Genomic DNA, 22458 nt, shown 5'->3' with positions numbered 1-22458 from the left:
GGAAAACTATGGCAATTCTACAGATTGGTGCAGGCGGCGTTGGCTGGGTAGTTGCACATAAAGCAGCACAAAACAACGACGTTCTGGGTGATATCACAATCGCATCACGTACCGTAGGTAAGTGTGAGAAAATCATCGAATCGATTCAGAAGAAAAACAATCTGAAAGATTCAACTAAGAAACTAGAAGCTCGTGCGGTAAACGCGGACGACGTAGATTCTTTAGTTGCTTTAATTAAAGAAGTGCAGCCTGACTTAGTGATCAACGCGGGTCCTCCTTGGGTGAACATGTCTATTATGGAAGCATGTTACCAAGCTAAAGTGTCATACCTTGATACATCTGTTGCGGTTGATTTGTGTTCTGAAGGCCAACAAGTACCTCAAGCTTACGATTGGCAGTGGGGCTACCGTGAGAAGTTTGAAGAGGCGGGTATCACAGGTATTCTTGGTGCCGGTTTCGATCCGGGCGTAGTATCGGTGTTTGCCGCATACGCAGTGAAGCATCTGTTCGATGAAATCGATACTATCGACGTAATGGATGTCAACGCAGGCGACCACGGCAAGAAGTTCGCAACTAACTTTGATCCAGAAACGAACATGCTTGAGATTCAAGGTGATTCCTTCTACTGGGAAAACGGCGAGTGGAAACAAGTACCTTGTCACTCACGTATGCTTGAGTTTGAATTCCCGAACTGTGGTTCACATAAAGTGTACTCAATGGCGCACGACGAAGTTCGATCTATGCAAGAGTTCATCCCGGCGAAACGTATCGAATTCTGGATGGGCTTTGGTGACCGTTACCTAAATTACTTCAATGTAATGCGTGACATCGGTCTACTCAGCCCAGATCCACTAACGCTGCACGACGGCACGGTAGTCCAACCTCTACACGTATTGAAAGCGCTACTGCCGGACCCAACATCTCTCGCACCAGGTTACACAGGCTTAACGTGTATCGGTACTTGGGTACAAGGTAAGAAAGACGGTAAAGATCGCAGCGTATTTATCTACAACAACGCAGATCACGAAGTTGCATACGAAGATGTTGAACACCAAGCTATCTCATACACCACTGGCGTACCTGCGATCACCGCGGCTTTGCAGTTTTTCCGTGGTAAGTGGGCAGACAAAGGCGTGTTCAACATGGAGCAGCTAGATCCAGACCCATTCCTAGAAACCATGCCATCGATTGGTCTAGATTGGCATGTTCAAGAACTGGAGCCAGGACAACCTGTTATCCATAAATTGAAGTAAGAATTTAGCGACTCTTATTTGTACGTTTAAGCCGATGCACTTGCGTCGGCTTTGTTCGATTTTATAGTGCCTTTGCTAAGGCGAAGGGACGTAAGGTATCAAAATGCAACAAAACGAACTAAAAACGCCATACTTCATGATTAATGAAGACAAGCTGATTGAGAACCTAGAAAAAGCAAAACAGCTAAAAGACATCTCTGGTGTGAAGCTTGTATTAGCACTGAAGTGCTTCTCAACATGGGGTGTATTCGACATCATCAAGCCTTACCTAGACGGAACAACAAGTTCTGGCCCGTTTGAAGTGAAGCTTGGCTACGAAACGTTCGGTGGTGAGACACACGCATACAGTGTGGGTTACAGCGAAGATGACGTTCGCGACGTGGCGGACATCTGTGACAAGATGATCTTTAACTCTCAGTCACAGCTAGCGGCTTATCGTCATATTGTCGAAGGCAAAGCATCGATTGGCTTACGACTAAACCCAGGTGTGAGCTACGCAGGGCAAGACTTAGCAAACCCAGCTCGTCAATTCTCTCGTCTTGGTGTTCAGGCTGATCACATCAAACCGGAAATTTTTGATGGTATTGATGGCGTAATGTTCCACATGAACTGTGAGAACAAAGACGTGGATGCGTTTATCGGCTTACTCGATGCTATTTCAGAGCAGTTTGGTGAGTACCTAGATAAGCTGGACTGGGTAAGCATGGGTGGCGGCGTTTTCTTCACATGGCCGGGATACGACATCGAGAAGTTGGGTTTAGCGCTTAAAGCATTCTCAGAGAAACACGGCGTACAAATGTATCTAGAGCCGGGTGAAGCGATCATCACTAAGACAACCGATCTTGTTGTAACAGTGGTTGATATTGTGGAGAACGTGAAGAAGACGGCGATTGTCGATTCAGCAACAGAAGCTCACCGTTTGGATACGCTTATCTACAACGAGCCAGCGTCAATTCTTGAAGCATCTGAAAACGGTGAACATGAATACGTGATTGGATCGTGCTCTTGTTTAGCTGGTGACCAGTTTTGCGTGGCGAACTTCGAACAGCCTCTCGAGATCGGACAGCGTCTTCACATTCTAGATAGTGCAGGTTACACCATGGTGAAACTGAACTGGTTTAACGGTCTACGTATGCCTTCGGTTTACTGTGAACGCTCGAATGGTGACATTCAAAAACTGAATGAATTTGACTACTCTGATTTCAAACGTTCACTATCTCAGTGGTCGGTGAAATAAAACGTATTGAGTATTAGAACGACAAAGAGCAGCTGAATTGCTGCTCTTTTTTATTGGGGAAGCGTTAAAGGTGTGCAGTTAGCTTTCTACAATTACACGAGTGTCTTCACTCAGAGATTCTAACTCATTAGCCACGTCCTCTATCTCTAGCTCGCTAGGCAATTTAATCGCCATTTTTGCGCTGAATAAGCTGGAGCTTACCCCACCGCCGCCTGCAATGAATACGCGTTGGCAATCCATATCTAGAATTGAAATGCCTTGATTATCGAGAACGTGAGTAATTTCATTCACAATACCTGCTCTATCGTTGGCATCTAAGCGAAGCTGAAAGATAGTGTCTTCACGATGCGAGTGAGGATCCGAGTCAACGAACCTAACCACAAGAGTTTGACATGAAGAGAACGCCTCTTTAACGATGTCGGCATTTTCTCTTGGAAGCTCTACTTTGATGACACCTGCAACTTGATCTTCGATAAAGTTTACTTTGCTTATCAGCCATTTACCGCCATTTTCATGAGTGATTGCTGCGAGTTCTTTGATGGTTGCGGGTGACGCTTGTCCGACAAAATTAACAATAAATACGGTGTTCATAATGTCCCCTCCTGGAATAAGGTTTGGACGCAGTACGAATAAACGTGCTACTTAAGTTATTGGAATAAATCCTTTTATTTAGTGTAGGTGCTAGGGGAGGGTTATGTTTGATGAAAGTCAATTTTTGACACTAATTCGTGAAGCAAATAATTAAAACGATGTTTAGGGCACAAAAAAGCAGCCATCATAAGGCTGCTTTTCTACTGAGTATCAACTCAACTCAACTCAAGTCAAGGCTAAAATGTTACTTTTAGTTCGACACCGTAAAATTGGCTGTCGTAGTTGGCGCCTGCGTCCATTGCGAATTTTGCGACGTCTTGATTACCAAACCAAGGTGATGAATTAAATTGTAGTTCTGCACTACCGCCCCACGCATCGGTTACCCAATAATGGATATGCCCAACAGGGTTTAGGAAGAAGAGTGATACATCACCGACGGTTTCAGAGCCCATGACTTCGCCGCCGTTTGCTACAATATCTTGCTCAGCAGTGAGCATCATTTCGCCAACCACAGCACCAAAGAACGGCGTGATAAAAATATCCTGCCAAGATGGCACTTCTGCAAATGCCTCTACTCCGTACTCCCAAAAGAACGTTGACATGGTTGCGGAGTACAAGAACGACTGAAACTCGTTATAGCCAGCGTGGCGCGCGGCTGTGTAGTAAACGCCGCCAAAATAAGGGTGCATAATGTAGTTGAGGACATGTTCATCACGATCCCAAACAGGCCCGTCAGAGACATTATCTTTCCATTTTTGACCCAGCTTACTCATGTCTCGGTCTTCTTCGTCCCACTTAGTGATGCTTTCTGGAAGGAAAGTCATCATACCAACGGTTGCGATACTCAGGCCAAGAATGGTGTAGGTTTGACCCATGAGGTAATCCCAGTCTTTATCTTGAGGGATAATGAGATGTTTAGGCTGAAGCCCTGCATCAAGATTTAATGAATCATCATTATTCTGTTCAAACATAAGACCGCGATTTTGAGACTCGAAGGTGTACAGAGTCGTCGTTTCGCAGTAACCTGACAAGCAATCAGGTGTGTAAGAAAACTCCGTATGACTGGTCATATCGTACTGACTTGCGTGCGCAAGCGCTGACGAAGTCAAGCAAAGGCCAGTTAGAGTTTTCTTGAACATGGATGATTTTGACACAAAGGTCTCCGAGTTGATGGTGTGATGATCGGGCTCGCAATTATCCCTCAAAACATCAACCATTTAAATACTTGATCCTTATTTAGTCCCAATATATCTCGTCGAGATTCGTCCAAATAAAAAGAAAAATAAGCACTATAACGAATAATAGGATTGTGCTTATGTTCAGGAGTCAGTTGTGAAAATAGCAATGCTTAGTACCGGTGAGGAAGTGCTCCACGGTGATATTGTTGATACGAATGCGGCATGGTTGTCTAGCCTGTTTTATCAACATGGATTTGGCTTAACAAAGCGTTCAACGGTTGGTGATAGCCTGTCGAGCTTGGTTGAAGAGTTTTTAATGTTGAGCTTCAACAATGACGTGGTGATCGTGAATGGTGGTTTAGGGCCAACGACCGATGATATGAGTGCGGCCGCCGCAGCGAGAGCTGCTGAGTGTAAACTCGTGCTTTTCAAAGAGTGGTTGCAGCATCTAGAAAGTTTGTATGCTCGACGTGGCATCCCAATGCCAGACAGTAATTTAAAACAAGCCATGCTACCAGAAACGGCTGAGATTCTGGATAACCCGATAGGCACGGCCTGTGGTTTCAAGATGCTGATTAATGATGCCATTTTTTATTTTACGCCGGGTGTGCCAAGTGAATTTAAGCTTATGGCAGAGACGCAAATTTTGCCTGATCTGAGAAGAGCTTTTCCAGAGGTGCAAGGTTCATGTTGTAGTCGAATCTATACGTTTGGCCTTTCCGAATCCGGCATCTCGGACAAGCTTGATCAGCTAAAACTTCCTCAAGGGTATGAGCTTGGTTATCGCTCTTACTTACCTTTTATTGAAGTGAAACTCTTTGGCCCTTCTGACCAGCTTGAACAGCGTTTGAAGTTGGTACAGATGATCAATAAGCATCTTGAAAGCAATACCGTTAGTATTGATTTACCTATGGTTGAAAATGTCGGCCAGCTGTTGGTGGATAAAGAGTTAACCGTGTCGGTTTCCGAAAAAAGCAGTGGTGGATACTTAACTTATTGGTTAAATAGTGATGAAAACGCTGAAAGGCAACTTGGACATGGTTGGGTACTACCAAGCCAGACTCAAGCGATGAGCAACAGCGGAGACCCATTAGCAGAAACGTTTGCTCTGGCAGGAGCGACGCGAGAGAAGTGTGGGACGGATTTATCACTCGTCACTGGCGATATTGAAGAGGGTGTTTTTTCCGTCGCTTTATCGACACCGTCAGGCGAGTGGGGAGCGTTATATAAACTCTCGAAAAAGTATCAGCGCAATGATCAAGTTAAAGTGATCAGCACGGCAGCACTAGACTTGTTGCGTCGTTACCTAGAACGTAAACCGATGTTTGCACATTATGCATTTTTAGAGAAAGTTAAAGAGATGCATCTCCCAGGTAGTGCTTTATAACCAGAGACCTATAACAGCCTGAGAGATAAAACACGTAGATACAAAAAAGCCAAGGTAATCACCTTGGCTTTTGCGTTTTATACCGTCGAGTCACGTTATGCGCGCTGCTTTTCTTTCATCGCATAGTTAACGCCACTGAGTGACAAATCCGATTTTGCTTTACAGATACAAGGTAATATCTCATCACTTTGCGTGTAAGCCATGGCAAAACCAACATACTCCACTTCACCAGATTCCAACTTGCAGCGACAAGCGCCACAGTGCCCATCACGACAGTTGTATTCTGGTAATAAGCCAGCTTGCTCCATTGTTTCCAAAATTGTATTGGAAGGGTTGGATTCAATACTGATGAGTTTGTTGATTTTGAGTGTTGCCATTACAGCTCGAATCCTTCGAAGTCGTCTGCGCGAACTTCATTGTCAATTTGACCCACAAGGTAAGAAGAAATTTCCGCTTCTTGAGGTGCAACTTGAACGTTATCTGAAGACAACCAAGCGTTAATCCACGGGATTGGGTTGGTTGTTGCTTCTGGATAAGCTGCAGGTAGACCTACTGCTTGCATACGGATGTTGGTGATGTATTCAACATATTGGCTTAGGATGTCTTTGTTTAGACCGATCATAGAGCCATCTTTGAATAGATACTCTGCCCACTCTTTTTCTTGCTCAGCCGCTTCTTTGAATAGGTCAAAACAGTCTTGTTTTGCTTCTTCTGCGATTTGCATGAAAGTGAAATCATCCTGACCGTTACGTAGCAGGTTGATCATGTGTTGCGTACCGTTCAGGTGAAGCGCTTCATCACGTGCAATCAGTTTGATGATTTTCGCGTTACCTTCCATTAGTTCGCGTTCTGCGAAAGCGAAAGAACATGCGAAACTTACGTAAAAACGAATCGCTTCTAGAGCGTTCACAGACATCAGACAGATGTACAGTTTCTTCTTAAGGTCGTACAGACTAACCTTAACTGTTTCACCGTTAAGGACATGCTCACCTTCACCGTAGCGATGGTAATCATTCGTCGCTTGAATCAAATCGTCGTAGTAGTGCGCGATGTCTTTTGCACGCTTCAGGATGTGCTCGTTCTCAACGATATCATCAAATACCACAGCAGGGTCGTTCACGATGTTACGAATAATGTGCGTGTAAGAACGAGAGTGAATCGTTTCAGAGAAAGACCAAGTCTCAATCCAAGTCTCTAGTTCCGGCAGAGACACAAGCGGCAGCAGTGCCACGTTAGGGCTACGACCTTGGATAGAGTCTAGAAGCGTTTGGTACTTCAAGTTAGAGATGAAGATGTGCTTCTCGTGATCTGGCAGTTTGTTGTAATCGATACGGTCGCTAGATACGTCTACTTCTTCTGGACGCCAGAAGAAAGAAAGTTGTTTCTCGATAAGCTTTTCGAAAATCTCAAACTTTTGTTGGTCGTAGCGTGCAACGTTTACTGATTGACCTAGGAACATTGGTTCCTTCAATTGGTCATTCTTTTTTTGGTTAAAAGTACTGTAAGCCATAATGCCTCAATTCCTTTTAAACCTCCCCATAAGGGGAGGTTATCGATAGTCTGTCTTTACGGAGTGTTAGGTGCGGGTAGATTAAATCTTACAACCGCCGCCAGCACAATCGTCATCTTGTGGTTGAACAGCGTCTTTCTGTTCATCTTTTGCGCCATCACGAGTGTTATGGTAGTAAAGCGTTTTCACACCAAACTTGTACGCTGTTAGCAGGTCTTGAAGTAGTTTCTTCATTGGTACCTTGCCAGTCTCGTAACGTGACGGGTCGTAGTTAGTATTAGCAGAGATAGCTTGGTCAACAAACTTCTGCATAATACCCACAAGATGTAGGTAACCGTCGTTCGAACCGATGTTCCAAAGCAGTTCATAGTTGTCTTTAAGTTCAGTGAACTCAGGTACAACTTGCTTCAGAATACCGTCTTTCGAAGCTTTTACTGAAACATAACCACGTGGTGGCTCAATACCGTTAGTTGCGTTTGAAATCTGAGAAGAGGTCTCAGAAGGCATTAGCGCAGTCAGTGTTGAGTTACGTAGGCCGTGCTCCATAATTTCTTTACGTAGGCTGTCCCAGTCGTAGTGCAGCGCTTCGTCACAAATTAGGTCGATATCTTTCTTGTACGTATCAATCGGCAGTAAGCCTTTCGCGTAGTTCGTTTCGTCGAATGAAGGGCACTTGCCTTGCTCTTTCGCCAGTTCTACCGATGCTTTTAGTAGGTAGTACTGCATTGCTTCGAACGTACGGTGAGTCAGGCCATTTGCGCTACCGTCAGAGTATTTCACGCCATGCTTCGCTAAGTAGTAAGCGAAGTTGATCACACCAACACCTAGCGTACGACGGTTCATCGTCGATTTGTATGCCGCTGGTAGAGGGTAATCTTGATAATCAAGCAGTGCATCTAGCGCACGAACAACAAGATCAGATAGCTCTTCGAAATCATCTAGAGACTTGATAGCACCAAGGTTGAAGGCAGAAAGCGTACATAGTGCGATCTCGCCCGAGTCATCTTCAACGTTAGTTAATGGCTTCGTTGGCAGTGCGATTTCTAGACATAGGTTCGATTGACGAACTGGCGCTACTTCAGAATCAAATGGGCTGTGAGTATTACAGTGGTCCACGTTCTGAATGTAGATACGACCTGTTGATGCACGCTCTTGCATTAGCAGTGTGAACATTTCAATCGCTTTAACCGTTTCTTTCTTGATTGAAGGATCGTTCTCGTACTTCACGTATAGACGCTCAAACTCTTCTTGGTTTTCGAAGAATGCGTCGTATAGACCCGGTACGTCTGAAGGTGAGAATAGTGTGATGTTGCCACCCTCAACTAAACGTTGGTACATCAGTTTGTTTAACTGAACACCGTAGTCCATGTGACGAACACGGTTCTCTTCAACACCACGGTTGTTTTTAAGCACCATTAGAGAGCGAGCTTCGCCGTGCCACATTGGGTAGAATACAGTCGCTGCGCCACCACGAACACCACCTTGCGAACAACATTTTACTGCGGTTTGGAAGTATTTGTAGAACGGGATACAGCCAGTGTGGAACGCTTCACCACCGCGAATCTCTGAGCCTAATGCACGGATACGACCAGCGTTGATACCAATACCAGCGCGCTGAGATACGTAACGAACAATCGAGCTTGCTGTTGCGTTGATAGAATCAAGACTGTCGCCACACTCGATCAGAACACATGAGCTGAACTGGCGAGTAGGGGTACGTACGCCAGACATAATTGGCGTAGGTAGAGAAATCTTAAATGTCGATGTCGCATCGTAGAAACGCTTGATGTAATCAAGACGCGTTGCTTTTGGATATTTCGCAAATAGGCACGCTGCTACAAGGATATATAAGAACTGAGCACTTTCGTAAATTTGGCCCGTTACACGGTTTTGTACGAAGTACTTGCCCTCTAGCTGCTTAACTGCCGCGTATGAGAAGTTTAGGTCGCGTTTATGGTCGATGTACGCATCAAGTTCGTCGAGTTCTGCTTTTGTGTAGTCTTCTAGAATATGTTGATCGTACTTACCCATATCGACGAGTCGAGACACGTGATCATAAAGCGTTGGTGGCTCGTATTGGCCATACGCTTTTTTACGCAGATGGAATACCGCTAGGCGAGCAGCTAGGTATTGGTAATCCGGAGTCTCTTCAGAGATCAGGTCTGCCGCAGACTTGATGATTGTCTCGTGAATATCTGTCGTTGTGATGCCGTCGTAAAACTGGATGTGAGCGCGAAGTTCTACTTGAGAAACCGAAACATTATCTAGACCTTCTGCAGCCCAAGTGATAACGCGGTGGATTTTATCCAGATCGATACTTTCTTTACGGCCATCACGCTTGGTGACGGTAAGTTGTTGGTTCATTCTGCTTTATTTCCCTAAGAAAACTGATAAAAGCCGTATTTTTGTTTGTTTATGTGCAATATGAGTAAAGCTTGCGGCGGCTTTGTGATCAAAGTCTATCTATATATTGTCGCTTAAACACAACATATAGGGGTTCATTTGTTTGCGGGTTACAAGATAGTGCTATTACACTGATTTATCAAGGTACAGATCGGGGATGACTTGTGGATAACTGACAAAATGAAAAAAATCAGTAAGTGAACACTAACCGATGAGAAAAGGGCAGACTTGAATGGTTAAAAGCACGGTTTTGAGATCGGTTTAGAAATAACCGCATGCAAAAATATTTTCCTTGATCTTTGGCCGTTTTTATCTACGAAAAATAGGTTGGTTAAAATGGAATCTAGAGCACGAATTTTAGGCATAAAAAGACAAAAAAAGCGGCAACTTTGTGCTACCGCTTTCGATTCATTTTCTACAAAAAATGTCAATCACAAAACGCATTTTTTAACATAACGGCGTTCAGTATTTTTTAGTATGAACGATGTAGTTTACATCTACATTACGGCCGAGTTTGTAACTGTCATTAAGAGGGTTGTAATGCAGGCCCGTAATGCCCATTTCCGTTAGGTCTGTTTGGTCTATCATCTTCATCATTTCGGCAGGCTTGATAAACTTCTCGTGCTCGTGAGTCCCCTCAGGAACAATCTTAAGAAGCTTCTCTGCACCGACAATAGCAAACAAGTATGACTTGATGTTTCGGTTCAAGGTTGAGAAAAACACGTGACCACCAGGTTTTACTAGGGCAGCACAAGAGCGGATAACGGAGAGAGGATCTGGAACGTGTTCAAGCATCTCCATACAAGTCACGACATCGTAAGTCCCTGCGTTTTCTATAGCGTGGTCTTCTATTGTGCTCTGAATGTAGGTCAGTTGAGTACCTGTTTCTAATGCATGTAGTCGTGCGACTTCTAAAGGTTCTTTGCCCATATCAAGTCCAGTAACAATAGCGCCTTCTTTCGCCATGCTTTCAGCAAGAATGCCACCACCACAGCCGACATCAAGTGCACGCTTGCCAAACAAGCCATTTGCTTTTTCAAGTACATAGTTCAAACGAAGGGGGTTAATTTGATGAAGTGGCTTAAACTCGCCTTCTAAATCCCACCATCGAGAAGCCATGTCCTCGAATTTCTTAATTTCACTTGGGTCGACGTTTTGTGCTTTAGTCATAATTGGTTTTATTGCATTCAATCTGAGTCCTTTAGAGGGCGCCAGTATACTCCAACGTTTTATCCCCAAACAACCTCGATGTGCTTAGTGAAGGGACAATGACAGAGTTCACTGGCGCGGCAAACGCGACAGGTTCCTGTAATTTTGAAAGCGCTAGCTATTGTTTTTGGTTCATCCTTGAACTAGTGCCAGTGACAATACTCTAAAACCTGCATTTTCGCGTTGTGTGGTTAAAGGAATTTACCTCGCTTTTCCGCGTAAAGAGTCCGATTTTGCTCAATATTGACCGAAATATAACCACTAATCAGAAAGATATGGGATGAGTGTGCAAATTCTCGACATTTGATTCATAACCAAGCTCACAACCTGATAAAAGGAGAGGGAAAGTGATGCCGAAGTGATGAATTGTGTGTTATATTTTTGCACCTTACACGTATCGTAATTACGATCAGATAATAGAGGGATAATGGCTCTATGAGCGATTTAGCTAAAGAGATCACGCCCGTAAACATTGAAGATGAGCTTAGAGGTTCATATCTAGACTATGCGATGTCAGTCATCGTGGGTCGTGCTCTTCCAGATGTGCGTGATGGCCTAAAACCAGTACACCGCCGCGTTTTATTCGCGATGAACGTACTAGGCAACGATTGGAACAAACCATATAAAAAATCAGCCCGTGTTGTCGGCGACGTAATCGGTAAATATCACCCACACGGTGATAGTGCTGTGTACGACACAATCGTACGTATGGCTCAACCGTTCTCGCTTCGTTACATGCTGGTCGATGGTCAAGGTAACTTTGGCTCTATCGATGGCGACTCTGCTGCGGCAATGCGTTACACCGAAGTTCGAATGGCAAAAATTGCCCATGAACTATTGGCTGACCTAGACAAAGAGACCGTAGACTACGTACCAAACTACGACGGTACTGAGCAGATCCCAGCGGTTCTTCCAACTAAAATTCCAAACCTATTGGTTAACGGTGCTTCTGGTATCGCAGTAGGTATGGCAACCAACATCCCGCCTCATAACCTTGGCGAAGTGATCGATGGCTGTCTTGCATACATCAATAATGAAGAAATCACTATTGATGAACTAATGGATTACATTCCTGGTCCTGATTTCCCAACGGCGGCGCTGATCAGTGGTCGTAAAGGCATTGTAGACGCGTACAAAACAGGTCGCGGCAAAATCTACATGCGTTCGAAAGCGGACATCGAAGTGGAGAAGAATGGTAAAGAAACCATCATCGTCACTGAGATCCCATACCAGGTAAACAAAGCTCGCTTGATCGAAAAGATCGCTGAGCTAGTTAAAGATAAGAAAGTTGAAGGCATCAGTGCACTACGCGACGAGTCAGATAAAGACGGTATGCGTATTGTTATTGAATGTAAGCGCGACGCTGTGGGCGAAGTTGTTCTAAACAACCTATACGCTCAGACTCAGTTGCAAACCACTTTCGGTATCAACATGGTGGCCCTAAACAATGGCCAACCACAGCTATTCAACCTGAAAGATATGTTGAAGTGCTTCGTTGATCACCGTCGTGAAGTTGTGACTCGTCGTACTATTTTCGAACTACGTAAAGCGCGTGAACGTGCCCACATCCTTGAAGGTTTAGCGCTAGCGCTTGCCAACATTGATGAAATCATTGAGCTTATCCGTAAGGCGCCAACACCGGCTGAAGCAAAAGCGGGCCTTATCGCTCGTGGTTGGGATTTAGGCAACGTTTCAGCAATGCTAGAGCGTGCTGGTACAGATGCTGCGCGCCCTGAATGGCTAGAACCTCAATACGGCATCCGCGATGGTCAGTACTTCCTGACAGAGCAACAAGCACAAGCAATTCTAGATCTACGTTTACATAAACTAACAGGTCTAGAACACGAGAAGATTCTTGGCGAATACAAAACACTTCTAGAAGAAATCGCTGAACTCATGCATATCCTTGCAAGCACTGAGCGTTTGATGGAAGTGATCCGCGAAGAACTTGAAGCGGTTCGTGACGGCTTTGGTGATGCTCGTCGTACAGAAATTACAGCTGCGAGCCATGATATCGACATGGAAGAGCTGATCGCACGTGAAGACGTTGTGGTTACTCTATCGCACGGTGGTTACGTTAAGTACCAAGTACTGAGCGACTACGAGTCACAGCGCCGTGGTGGTAAAGGTAAGAGTGCGACCAAGATGAAAGATGAAGACCATATCGAGCGTCTTCTAGTGGCGAATACCCACGATAACATCTTGTGTTTCTCTACTCGCGGTAAAACATACCGTCTGAAAGTTTACCAATTGCCTCTAGCGAGCCGCACTGCTCGTGGTAAGCCAATTGTGAACATCCTTCCACTAGAAGAAGGTGAGCGTATTACTGCGATTCTGCGTGTTGATGAATTCTCTGAAGACAAATTCATCTTCATGGCAACAGGTGACGGTACGGTTAAGAAAACGCCGTTGAACCAATTTGCAAATGTTCGTTCAAATGGTCTGATTGCGGTAAACCTACGTGAAGACGATTCGTTAATCGGTGTGGATATCACTAACGGCGAAAACGAAATCATGCTGTTCTCTAAAGCGGGTAAAGTGGTTCGCTTTAAAGAAGCAGAAGAAATTCCAGTACTTGACGAAAATGGTAAGCCAGTTCTTGATGAGAATGGTCAGCCAGAGATCAAGTTTAAAGGTGTTCGTCCTATGGGTCGTACTGCCTCTGGTGTTCGTGGTATGAAACTGGCTGAAAATGACCAAGTTGTATCACTTATCGTTCCTTCGCACGAAGGCGACATCCTAACGGTTACAGAAAACGGTTATGGTAAACGTACAGCGCTGAGCGAGTACCCGACAAAAGGTCGAGGCACTCAAGGTGTCGTTTCTATCAAAGTTTCTGAGCGAAACGGCCCGGTAGTTGGTGCTATCCAGGTTGTTGAAGGTGATGAAATGATGATGATCACCGACGCTGGTACACTAGTACGTACTCGTGTGGGTGAAGTTAGCCAGGTTGGTCGTAACACGCAAGGTGTAACGCTTATCCGTACTGCGGAAGACGAATCTGTTGTTGGTTTGCAACGTATTGAAGAAGTTGATGACGAAGAGCTGCCTGCTGGTGAAGAAGCAGAAGCGTTAGAGTCAACAGACGAAAATACGCAGCAAGATACTCCAGAAGCACCAGCCGCTGATGATGCAGAGGAAGGTAACGAAGAGTAATCTTTCGTCACTATTCTAATGTAAAAAGCCGAGCCTCAGTTGCTCGGCTTTTTTGTACCTCTATCAACGCAATACAAGCATTAAACCAGTACACTAATACTCAGTTTGTCTAGGGAGCGCGTTATGTCTGTTTGGTTTTTCATTGCCATCACTTTGATGGGATTATTCGTCGTCGTATTATCGCTCAGCGCTTCAAGAGTAAGAGCGGCACAATGGTTCGGTTTTTGTGCTTTGGTACTAGTGTTAACCAGCGCTAGCTTCTTATTGTTGCGTCAATCTCCTCCACAACCTATTCAAGCTGAAGTCTCTCGAATGATGACTGCTCGCGATATCATGCAGGAAATTCAAGACCAATTGCGTGAAGACCCAAACAATGCTGAATTGTGGTTTCAGTTAGGGCAGGGATACCTGCTAGAGGGAGAAATGGATGGCGCGCTGATTTGTTTTGATTACGCCATCCAACTGACTGAGCCAGTCGGTGCCACGCAACTTGCTGCGAAAGCGACGACCTTATACTACATTCACCAGCAATCAATGACGCAAGAAGTCAGTTTGCTTCTAGAACAAGCTTTGCAGATAGAACCGCATAATGAAGCGGCTTTGTCTTTGATCGCCAATGATCATTTTTTGTCATTCCGCTTTCAGGAAGCCATTGATACTTGGGTGCTATTGCTCGACTCGAACGATCCAAGCTTGGATCGAGTACAAATTATTAACTCGATCAATAAAGCGAAAGAGCTGTTGTAGGCGTAGACTCTAATAAGTAGTAGAAGAAAGGTGGGGGACGAATGAAGAATAAAGCGTTCGGAATATTGGTGGTGCTGTGCGGCTCCGTGTTAGTGGGTTGTAGCTCTTCCGAACATTCTGGCACTTCATCTACGGTTTATTACTCTTCCGGTTATTACGACCCTTGGTGGTACGATCATGACGACTACTGGATTTATTACTATCCGGGTTGTTGCGACAACGACGATGAATACAAAGAGAAACTAGAAGAGTGGTGGAATGGCTTGGATGAAGAGCAACAGCAATCCATCAAAGACAAAGTCGAAGATTGGAAAGACGATGACATGTCCGCCAATATCGATAACATGAAGCGACAGCTTGACGATCATTGGCAATCGCTGCCTGACGAGCAAAAGCAGGAGATTCAAACCAAGTGGGAGAACCGCCACGAGCGCATCGAGCCTATGGCTTTACAAGATAAAGCGGTGAAAGAAAAGGTTCAACAAAGAAAAGCATTGCCGGAAACGAAGATCCAGCGTCCAGTTGCTCGTCCAAATGTGCAGGTGCCTAAAACACGTCCACATATTCAGCCTAGGCCGAGACTTCCTCGTCGCTAATCTGTTTTCCTTTGCCTTCTATCAAACAAAAAGGGCGCAACGTTCGCCCTTCGTTTTATCCATTTAACCTAGTGTAATCGATACTGATCAGTACGTTGCTTCGCGCTCAGCAGCTGCTTTATCCCATTCTGGTGCCACCGTTTCTAAGAAGTGCTTCTTATCTGCGTTCATCTTTTCCATATCCATACCTAGTGCTTGTTGCGCTTTTGCTTTGGTCGAGATATCTGGAATTTGAACAGGGTCAGTAATGCCTTTTGTTGCTAATAAACGAACCAACTTAGTACGAGCGTCAGCAGCGCGATCAACTGCGGTACCGAGTACTTCAAGTGCTACCTCAGGAGCATGCATGTGAACACCGTGAGAAGCAATCGCGTAGTCCCAACGCCATTGTGCATGGCGAATATCTTGTAGGATAGGTTGCATCTCTTCTTCTGTTGCTCCTGCTTCCCATGCTGCACCTGCTTCAAAGTGCGCCGCTACGATTTGCTTCTCGGCGGTTAGCTTCATGTTTAGTACTTGCGCTTTGCGAGTCGAAACGATGCCTTGTAGCTGCTCTTTGGTTTGAGTATGGCATTGCGCACAGGTGTCTTCAAAACGATCAAACGGGTTACCCACTTTGTGGTCGGTGTATACCGTACCGTCTTCTTTGGTTACTTTAGGCATGTGACAGTCCACACACACCACTTTGTTTTTGCCATGAATACCCGCTCTCCAAGTTTCGAAACCTGGGTGTTGTGCCTTGAGCATTGGTGCTTTTGAAACGGCGTGCGTCCAATCTTTAAAGTTCAACGCGTCGTAGTATTTCTCCATATCAGCGACGTTGGTCCCCATGTCCCACGGGAATTTGACTGCTTTAGTCGGACCTGTGAAGTAGTACTCGACATGACATTGAGCGCAGACTGACGCTTGTTTATCTAAGCGAGATTGTTGGTCAAAATTTTTGCCGATGGTGTCAAAAGCACGCTCGACGTATGGGCGAGTCAGTGCCAGTGCGGGTTCGCCCTTCTTGAAGGCTTCAGAACCCGTATTGTGGCAGTCGGAACAACCGATAGGGTTGACGATTTCTGAGCCCAAGCGCGCCCATTTACCTTCAAAATAGCCGTCTTCACCGCGCTCTTCAATTACGCGGGCGACATCTGGGCTTTTACAACTCCAACAAGCCATCGGCATTGGCCCGGAGTTTTCGTCTACTGGTGCGCCAGTTCTGAGGGTTTGCCTCACATCATCAAGCGCGTAAAAGTGACCGCGCGCTTTGTTGTAGTCTTTAGCAAAACCATAACCAGCCCACAAGATCACCATGTTTGGGTCTTCACTTAAGGCATCTTCAATATGCTCGCTTTCCGATGTGGCTTTCCAAGAGTGATATTGGTCAGGATGGTTTTGTTCAAAGGTATCATTGCGAGGCTCTATGAGACCAGTATCCTCTGCCGCCAAAGGAGCACCAACCAAAAATAATTGGCTGGCGAATAAGGTCGCAACCGCGATAGGTGCGCTCATCCAGTGTTTTATGCTCACGGTGTTATCTCCATATTCGTTTTTATTAGCAGCGTTGTGAGGAGCTATTCCAAATAAGAATCGGAGATCTATCGTTAATATTAATAGTGAATTGAATAGATGAAATAGTGACCGAAATTGGCCTTGTTTTAGATCAATTTATGCTAGTGATCTTAATCATGTTTAAGTTCATATACCCCTAAAGTGGTATGTTGTAATCCCCTTTAATCACAGCGTGTTATGGGTATAACCATTCTAAAAATAAGGTGATTAAGGTCGCTTTTTGAACATGTGATTCTACCTCTTAGGAATTATAGAGGTATTATAAATACAGGTTTAGCGTTGTGGCTTTCCAAAATAAGAATTGATGTCATTTGAAGGTGTAAAAATATCTTCAGAGGAAATTAATTGTTGCTCAAATAATAGTTGATAAGAGTTATCAATTATTATCGAGCTAAGGAAAGAAAAATATGGGCAATATAAAATTGACCATAGAGACAATGCTGAAATTTCTCTTCATCTTTGCCATCTATGGTTTTTTCACCGCCGCCCATGCGACTTCTTCAGAGCCAGTTGAAGGTGCTCAAGCTGAGCGTCATCAAGTCGAGTTGATCCGTGACCGAGACTATAAATGTCTTCAATGTCATAAGGATGCTAAAGATACTCTGAATCTATCGCATGATTCGCAAGCGTTATTGAGTCAAGGTAAGCAGCTCAATTGCACTAACTGTCACAGCAACATCGGCCCTGATCACCGTGAAGGTGCACCCGATGTGATTAAGTTTTCTGCTGCGCAATCGAAAGCGGTGCACGACAAAGTGTCCCTTGACCCAAGCTTGATTCTCAAAGCTAATAGCCAGTGTGTGGATTGTCACGCGCCACTTAAGTTAAGAGAAAAGCATTGGACGCACGATGTGCACGCCAAGAATCTCACTTGTTCAAATTGCCACGATGTACACGCAGCGAAAACCAAAGCTTTGTCTTATGACAGAAAACAGCTGATTAAGCAGTGTGTGGATTGTCACTCTGAATTTGCCGTCGAACCTGAACTTGCCAAAGAAGAGGAGAGATAGCATGAAATGTTCGAGAAGAAACTTTTTAGCTAGCAGCGGTGCGTTGATTTTAACTACAGGCGTTGCGGGCACTTCCGTTGTTAGCTCCTCTCTTTATGCCAGCAACAGTGAACAAGCGAAGCGCATGGGTATGGTTCATGATGAAAATGCCTGCATTGGCTGTACCGCTTGTACCGATGCTTGTCGCGAAGTAAATAAAGTCCCTGAAGGCGTGACGCGACTTAAAATTCATCGCAGTGAACCGATTGGCGAATTCCCAGATGTGGAATACCAGTTTACTCGCGAATCCTGTCAGCACTGTGATAATCCACCATGTGTCTATGTGTGCCCAACAGGCGCAGCATACAAAGATGAAGCGACGGGCATTGTGGATGTACACAAAGAGAAATGTGTCGGATGTGGTTATTGCCTTGCTGCTTGTCCTTACCAAGTGCGCTTCTTTAATCCAGTCGATCACTCTGCGGATAAATGCAACTTCTGCCGCGATACCAACCTGGCGCAAGGTAAGCAGCCAGCTTGCGTGGAATCTTGCCCAACAAAAGCACTCATCTTTGGTGATTTAAATGACCCAGCTAGCGAGGTGAGCAAAGCTATCGAAAGCCATGTTGTCTATCGCGATAAATCGCATTTAGGTACGCAGCCTAAACTGTACAAAATTCCGCATAGTAAAGGGGAGGTGTCATCATGAACGGCTTCGAAAGTGCATTCCACTTTGACTCGTTAGTCTGGGATTGGATTATTGCGATTTACTTATTCCTCGCTGGGATGTCAGCAGGTGCGGTGATGATTTCTATATATTTAAAACGCAAAGTGATTGAAGGTGATCCCGCAAACAATGGCATTATAAAAGCAATGGCTTGGCTAGCGCCATTTGGCATTATTTCTGGCTTAGTGATTTTGATTTTCCACTTAACTAAACCGCTTGAGTTTTGGAAGATCATGATTTACTACAACCCGACTTCCGTGATGTCGATGGGCGTTGTCTTGTTCCAAGTGTACATGCTAGTGCTGTTTGTTTGGATCGGCGTTATCTTCCGTCATCAAATCATCAGCTTCTGCGAAGGAAAGTTGCCGAGTAAATTATTGGATTTTGCCGATGGCATCTTGATTAAAGCAGGGAAAGCCAACAACGCAATTGAATTATTCTTGGGCTTCTTAGCCATCGTGCTTGCGGCATACACCGGCTTTTTATTGTCTGCATTGAAGACTTACCCAATGCTAAACAATCCAGTACTGCCAATCTTATTCCTATTCTCTAGTTTGTCATCTGGCGCAGCAGCATGTTTGATGTTCGGCATCTTGGTGTTTGAAGAGTCGACCAGCAGCCCAAGTGTGTCTTGGGTACACGGATTTGAACGCCCAGTAGTATTGTTTGAGCTGTTTGTCTTAGTGACATTCTTTACTGGGCTTATCTTTAGTGGCGGGCAAAATGAAGCCGCGGCTTGGAATGCCATTTCGAGTGGGTTCTGGGCTCAGTGGTTCTGGGTTGGGGTGGTGCTCATCGGCATGATAACGCCTTTGACTCTTAATTGGTTGACGCCTTCTGAAGTTCGTCATAGGGGAAGTTACGTTTTTGCGGTCACAACGTTGAGTTTGGTTGGCGTACTCATGCTGCGTACTTTCATTCTCTATGCCGGTCAAATGACCATCGTGTAAGGAGGCAAAATGGAGGCTGAGCTCGGTTTCTTTTTGTTGATATTGGTGGCTGTCGCATCGACATGTGCGACGCTGCTGCATTGGGTTTGCTTTACGCTGCGGAAGAAGGGAGTGTTGCCACACCAAACCGCAACGTCTCATATTATCAGCTTAGCCTCCTTAGTTTGTTTGGCGCTTTTGATAGTCTGTTTTATTCAGGATAATTTTGCGCTTGAGTATGTGGTTACACACTCGAACAGCCAGTTACCTATCGCGTTTAAGATTGCAGCTGCTTGGGGCGGCCATCAAGGGTCTATGTTGTTTTGGGTGGTTACGTTGAGCTTATGGGCGTCTTTTATTGCTATCAAGTCGCCAGTTTGCACTCAATATACAGGCGATTGCTTGGGTATCATGAACTTACTTATTGCTATTTTCGCTTGGTTTACCCTCACCACGTCCAATCCTTTTGAGTATGCTCAGACACTAGCGTTGGAGGGACGAGATCTCAATCCGATGTTGCAAGATATCGGGCTTATTATTCATCCACCGCTGTTGTATTTGGGTTACGTTGGTTATGCCGCGATACTGGCATTCGCTTTAGCTGCGTTATTAGCGAAACGACCTATAAATGAATGGTATGGTGTTGCCCGTAGTGCCGCTTTCTTTGCTTGGGGTACGCTAACAATTGGAATTTTGATCGGTTCTTGGTGGGCATACAATGAGTTAGGTTGGGGCGGGTGGTGGTTTTGGGACCCGGTAGAAAACGCGTCTTTGCTGCCTTGGTTAATGGGTACCGCACTACTGCATAGCGGTGTGTTGTCGAAGCGTAATAAAGGAGCAATTTGGAGCACCTACGCATTGGGTTTTGCTACGTTCAGTTTGAGTATTCTCGGCACATTTGTGGTGAGGTCGGGTGTATTAACCTCAGTACACGCGTTTGCGGTTGATCCAACCAAAGGTGTAGTACTTCTTGCTGTTCTCAGCGTTTTGGTGATTGTCACCTTTGGTGTGCTCATTATGCGAGGGTTACATATTCCTCGTTTTACGCTCGATTCGTTAATAAGTCGTGCCTACATGGTATACATCGCTATTGGGCTTCTCGTTGTTTGTATGGCGATTGTTTTCCTCGGTACCTTTTACCCAATGCTTTATCAACTGCTTGGCCTGGGTAATATATCCGTTGGGGCACCTTACTTTAATAGCCTCGTTTTTCCCCTTACATTACTTGCTCTGACCTTTCTCGCCTTTATGCCCGTGTTGAAGTGGACGAAAGGAGCCAATCCTCATGCCGTTAAAACCATTGGGTTTGTCGGTATTCATGTTATTGCGGTTAGCACTATTTTCGTTTTTACTACAAAAGAGCTTCATATAACGACTTTGATTACTCTGGTATTAGCGACGTGGGTAGTGGTTTCTCATGTGCTATTGCTGTTTTGTGCAGAAAACAAGAGCAAATTAATGCCTATGTTTCTTGCTCATGTTGGCTTTGCGTTGGCTGCAAGCGGGGCAGTATTTAATAGTGACTATTCGTATGAATACAACTTACGGGCAGGGCCTGGTAGCTCGTATCAAAAAGCGGGTATCACCGTTGATTACCACGGGATTGAATGGTTAGTTGGGCCGAACTACACCGCAGAACAGGGGAGTGTTGATCTTTATTTGGAGAGCGGTAAGGCGCTGAACTTTCAACCCGAGAAACGGCATTACCCTGTGCGCGTGATGAATATGACCGAGCCCGCTATTCGATCACTATGGCATGGAGACTACTACATCACTTTGGGTGACAAGCTCGACAACAGCGCCTACGCAATTAAAGTGCAATATCGGGCGGGTATTTGGTGGATATGGTTTGGTGGCGCTTTAATCGTAATAAGTGCTTTGGGGAGTATGACGAATCGAAGGGGAAAAGGTAATGAGATCGAAAAATACGCTTAAACTGATCGTTCTCATATTGTTAGTTGCGATTTTTGTTGTCACCGCGACAATGGCATTATCCGATAGACCAAACGTGGAGATACAACAAAATCGTGTGTTATCTATCCCGGATTTTACCGCTTACTCACTTATTTCAGGCAATCGAATCACCGATGCAGTACTAGAAAATCAAGGTTATGTGCTATTGAATGTTTGGGCGTCTTGGTGTGGGGTTTGTAAACAAGAACATGATGATTTGCTCAACTTAGCTCGACAAGGTGTGCCCATCGTTGGTCTTAACTATCGAGATAAAGAGAGCGCGGCTAAACGCTATTTGAGCTCTTCACACAATCCATATACCGAAGTTATATCCGATCCTAATGGGCAACTGGCGGTTGAACTTGGTGTAATAGGAACACCTGAAACTTACTTAATTGATCAAAATGGCAATGTTTTGATCAAATATAGAGGTAAGTTAACAATAGACAAATGGAACTCGTTATTTTCGGGGTATTTTAATGTCTCACTTTAAATATGCTTACTTCATTATTGTTTTGTTTTCTTTGTGTTCTTCTTGGGTCAAAGCAGAGCAAATTACGCAGCATGTTGATCTGTTTGAATTTCATTCCGTTGAACTGCAACAAAGAGCAAATGCATTAGCCAAGGCTTTGCGATGCCCACAATGTCAAAACCAAAACCTTGTTGAATCTAATGCACAAGCCGCTAAAGATTTAAGATTGAAAGTGTACTCGATGGTAAACGAAGGAAGTACGGATCAAGAGGTAAAAGATTATTTGGTTCAGAGATATGGGAATATCGTTTTGTATCAGCCACCATTTAATTATTCGACAGCGGCGTTGTGGATCTTTCCTCTATTACTTTTGATCTTTTTTATCCTATTTTCGATCAAAATGATAAAGCGTCAATAATGTGACCACTATTCCACTATGGGAAATAAATCGTGCAGATAACAAACAGAATGTTATCATTTTTCCGAATTTATGAAGATTCCAGTATAAAGAAAATCAACGATTTGAGCTGGAGAAGTAATAAAAGAACTAAGTAGGTGCACGCA

The 22458-nt window shown here is 44.7% G+C and carries 19 protein-coding genes; 12 read left to right on the top strand and 7 right to left on the bottom strand.

The window, feature by feature from the left end; all coding sequences use genetic code 11:
* Positions 1-8: 8 nt before the first annotated feature.
* Both ACWPOD_RS14690 and nspC read left to right on the top strand, forming a co-directional pair.
* Positions 9-1253 carry a carboxynorspermidine synthase gene (locus ACWPOD_RS14690; protein WP_005394799.1) on the top strand — a complete coding sequence of 415 codons (1245 nt, stop codon included), beginning with the start codon at positions 9-11 and terminating at the stop codon, positions 1251-1253.
* A gap of 103 nt (positions 1254-1356) precedes the next feature.
* Positions 1357-2490: a carboxynorspermidine decarboxylase gene (gene nspC / locus ACWPOD_RS14685; RefSeq protein WP_005394797.1), complete on the top strand. Its 1134-nt coding sequence runs from the start codon at positions 1357-1359 to the stop codon at positions 2488-2490.
* A 78-nt stretch (positions 2491-2568) separates the two neighbouring features.
* Here nspC and ACWPOD_RS14680 read toward each other — a convergent pair whose 3' ends face one another.
* A complete protein-coding gene (locus ACWPOD_RS14680) occupies positions 2569-3081 on the bottom strand; it encodes a glycine cleavage system protein R (protein ID WP_005394795.1) in 513 nt (170 codons plus the stop codon).
* 236 nt (positions 3082-3317) lie between these two features.
* Positions 3318-4220 (bottom strand): DUF3943 domain-containing protein, encoded by a 903-nt coding sequence (locus ACWPOD_RS14675; protein WP_031780425.1) that lies wholly within the window; start codon positions 4218-4220, stop codon positions 3318-3320.
* A 193-nt stretch (positions 4221-4413) separates the two neighbouring features.
* Between ACWPOD_RS14675 and ACWPOD_RS14670 the strand changes: the two genes are divergently transcribed.
* Entirely contained in the window at positions 4414-5646 is a 1233-nt protein-coding gene (locus ACWPOD_RS14670; RefSeq protein ID WP_005394791.1) for a CinA family nicotinamide mononucleotide deamidase-related protein, read from the top strand.
* A 95-nt stretch (positions 5647-5741) separates the two neighbouring features.
* Here the strand turns inward: ACWPOD_RS14670 and yfaE are convergent, their stop codons facing one another.
* From yfaE to ubiG, 4 genes are all read right to left on the bottom strand, one after another.
* Complete coding sequence (gene yfaE, locus ACWPOD_RS14665; RefSeq protein WP_005376817.1) at positions 5742-6023, bottom strand: class I ribonucleotide reductase maintenance protein YfaE; 282 nt, start codon at positions 6021-6023, stop codon at positions 5742-5744.
* Positions 6023-7156, bottom strand: a complete 1134-nt coding sequence (nrdB, locus tag ACWPOD_RS14660) for a class Ia ribonucleoside-diphosphate reductase subunit beta (protein WP_005376818.1) — start codon at positions 7154-7156, stop codon at positions 6023-6025. Before nrdB ends, yfaE begins: the two co-directional genes overlap by 1 nt.
* Positions 7157-7237: 81 nt before the next feature.
* Positions 7238-9520 carry a class 1a ribonucleoside-diphosphate reductase subunit alpha gene (nrdA, locus tag ACWPOD_RS14655; protein ID WP_005394788.1) on the bottom strand — a complete coding sequence of 761 codons (2283 nt, stop codon included), beginning with the start codon at positions 9518-9520 and terminating at the stop codon, positions 7238-7240.
* 501 nt (positions 9521-10021) lie between these two features.
* On the bottom strand, positions 10022-10729 hold the full coding sequence (ubiG, locus tag ACWPOD_RS14650; RefSeq protein ID WP_031780424.1) for a bifunctional 2-polyprenyl-6-hydroxyphenol methylase/3-demethylubiquinol 3-O-methyltransferase UbiG: 708 nt from the start codon (positions 10727-10729) through the stop codon (positions 10022-10024).
* 474 nt (positions 10730-11203) lie between these two features.
* Here ubiG and gyrA point away from each other — a divergent pair, with 474 nt between their 5' ends.
* The 3 genes from gyrA to ACWPOD_RS14635 all read left to right on the top strand — a co-directional run bounded on the left by gyrA (position 11204) and on the right by ACWPOD_RS14635 (position 15267).
* Entirely contained in the window at positions 11204-13924 is a 2721-nt protein-coding gene (gene gyrA, locus ACWPOD_RS14645; RefSeq protein WP_005394780.1) for a DNA topoisomerase (ATP-hydrolyzing) subunit A, read from the top strand.
* 123 nt (positions 13925-14047) lie between these two features.
* Positions 14048-14671 carry a TPR domain-containing protein gene (locus ACWPOD_RS14640; protein WP_440873124.1) on the top strand — a complete coding sequence of 208 codons (624 nt, stop codon included), beginning with the start codon at positions 14048-14050 and terminating at the stop codon, positions 14669-14671.
* A 41-nt stretch (positions 14672-14712) separates the two neighbouring features.
* Positions 14713-15267, top strand: coding sequence for a hypothetical protein (locus tag ACWPOD_RS14635; protein WP_440873123.1), 555 nt, complete (start codon positions 14713-14715; stop codon positions 15265-15267).
* A gap of 87 nt (positions 15268-15354) precedes the next feature.
* On the opposite strand, the gene nrfA is transcribed toward ACWPOD_RS14635, so the two are convergent.
* Positions 15355-16764, bottom strand: coding sequence for an ammonia-forming nitrite reductase cytochrome c552 subunit (gene nrfA, locus ACWPOD_RS14630; RefSeq protein WP_275658513.1), 1410 nt, complete (start codon positions 16762-16764; stop codon positions 15355-15357).
* A 467-nt stretch (positions 16765-17231) separates the two neighbouring features.
* Between nrfA and nrfB the strand changes: the two genes are divergently transcribed.
* From nrfB to nrfF, 6 genes are read left to right on the top strand one after another with little or no spacing between them, the layout of a single operon-like run.
* Positions 17232-17834 carry a cytochrome c nitrite reductase pentaheme subunit gene (nrfB, locus tag ACWPOD_RS14625; protein ID WP_012841633.1) on the top strand — a complete coding sequence of 201 codons (603 nt, stop codon included), beginning with the start codon at positions 17232-17234 and terminating at the stop codon, positions 17832-17834.
* A gap of 1 nt (position 17835) precedes the next feature.
* The gene (gene nrfC / locus ACWPOD_RS14620; RefSeq protein WP_012841634.1) at positions 17836-18522 is read left to right on the top strand and encodes a cytochrome c nitrite reductase Fe-S protein; all 687 of its coding nucleotides are present in this window, start codon (positions 17836-17838) and stop codon (positions 18520-18522) included.
* Complete coding sequence (gene nrfD / locus ACWPOD_RS14615; protein ID WP_005394774.1) at positions 18519-19490, top strand: cytochrome c nitrite reductase subunit NrfD; 972 nt, start codon at positions 18519-18521, stop codon at positions 19488-19490. The genes nrfC and nrfD overlap by 4 nt, the downstream gene beginning before the upstream one ends.
* Before the next feature lie 9 nt (positions 19491-19499).
* Complete coding sequence (locus ACWPOD_RS14610) at positions 19500-21404, top strand: heme lyase CcmF/NrfE family subunit (RefSeq protein ID WP_456232012.1); 1905 nt, start codon at positions 19500-19502, stop codon at positions 21402-21404.
* Entirely contained in the window at positions 21382-21915 is a 534-nt protein-coding gene (locus ACWPOD_RS14605; RefSeq protein WP_170902998.1) for a DsbE family thiol:disulfide interchange protein, read from the top strand. The genes ACWPOD_RS14610 and ACWPOD_RS14605 overlap by 23 nt, the downstream gene beginning before the upstream one ends.
* Positions 21902-22312: a heme lyase NrfEFG subunit NrfF gene (gene nrfF, locus ACWPOD_RS14600; protein WP_005394762.1), complete on the top strand. Its 411-nt coding sequence runs from the start codon at positions 21902-21904 to the stop codon at positions 22310-22312. Before ACWPOD_RS14605 ends, nrfF begins: the two co-directional genes overlap by 14 nt.
* Positions 22313-22458: the final 146 nt, after the last annotated feature.

Source organism: Vibrio sp. JZG120 (assembly GCF_053890955.1).
This window is presented reverse-complemented; position numbering and strand designations above follow the sequence as displayed.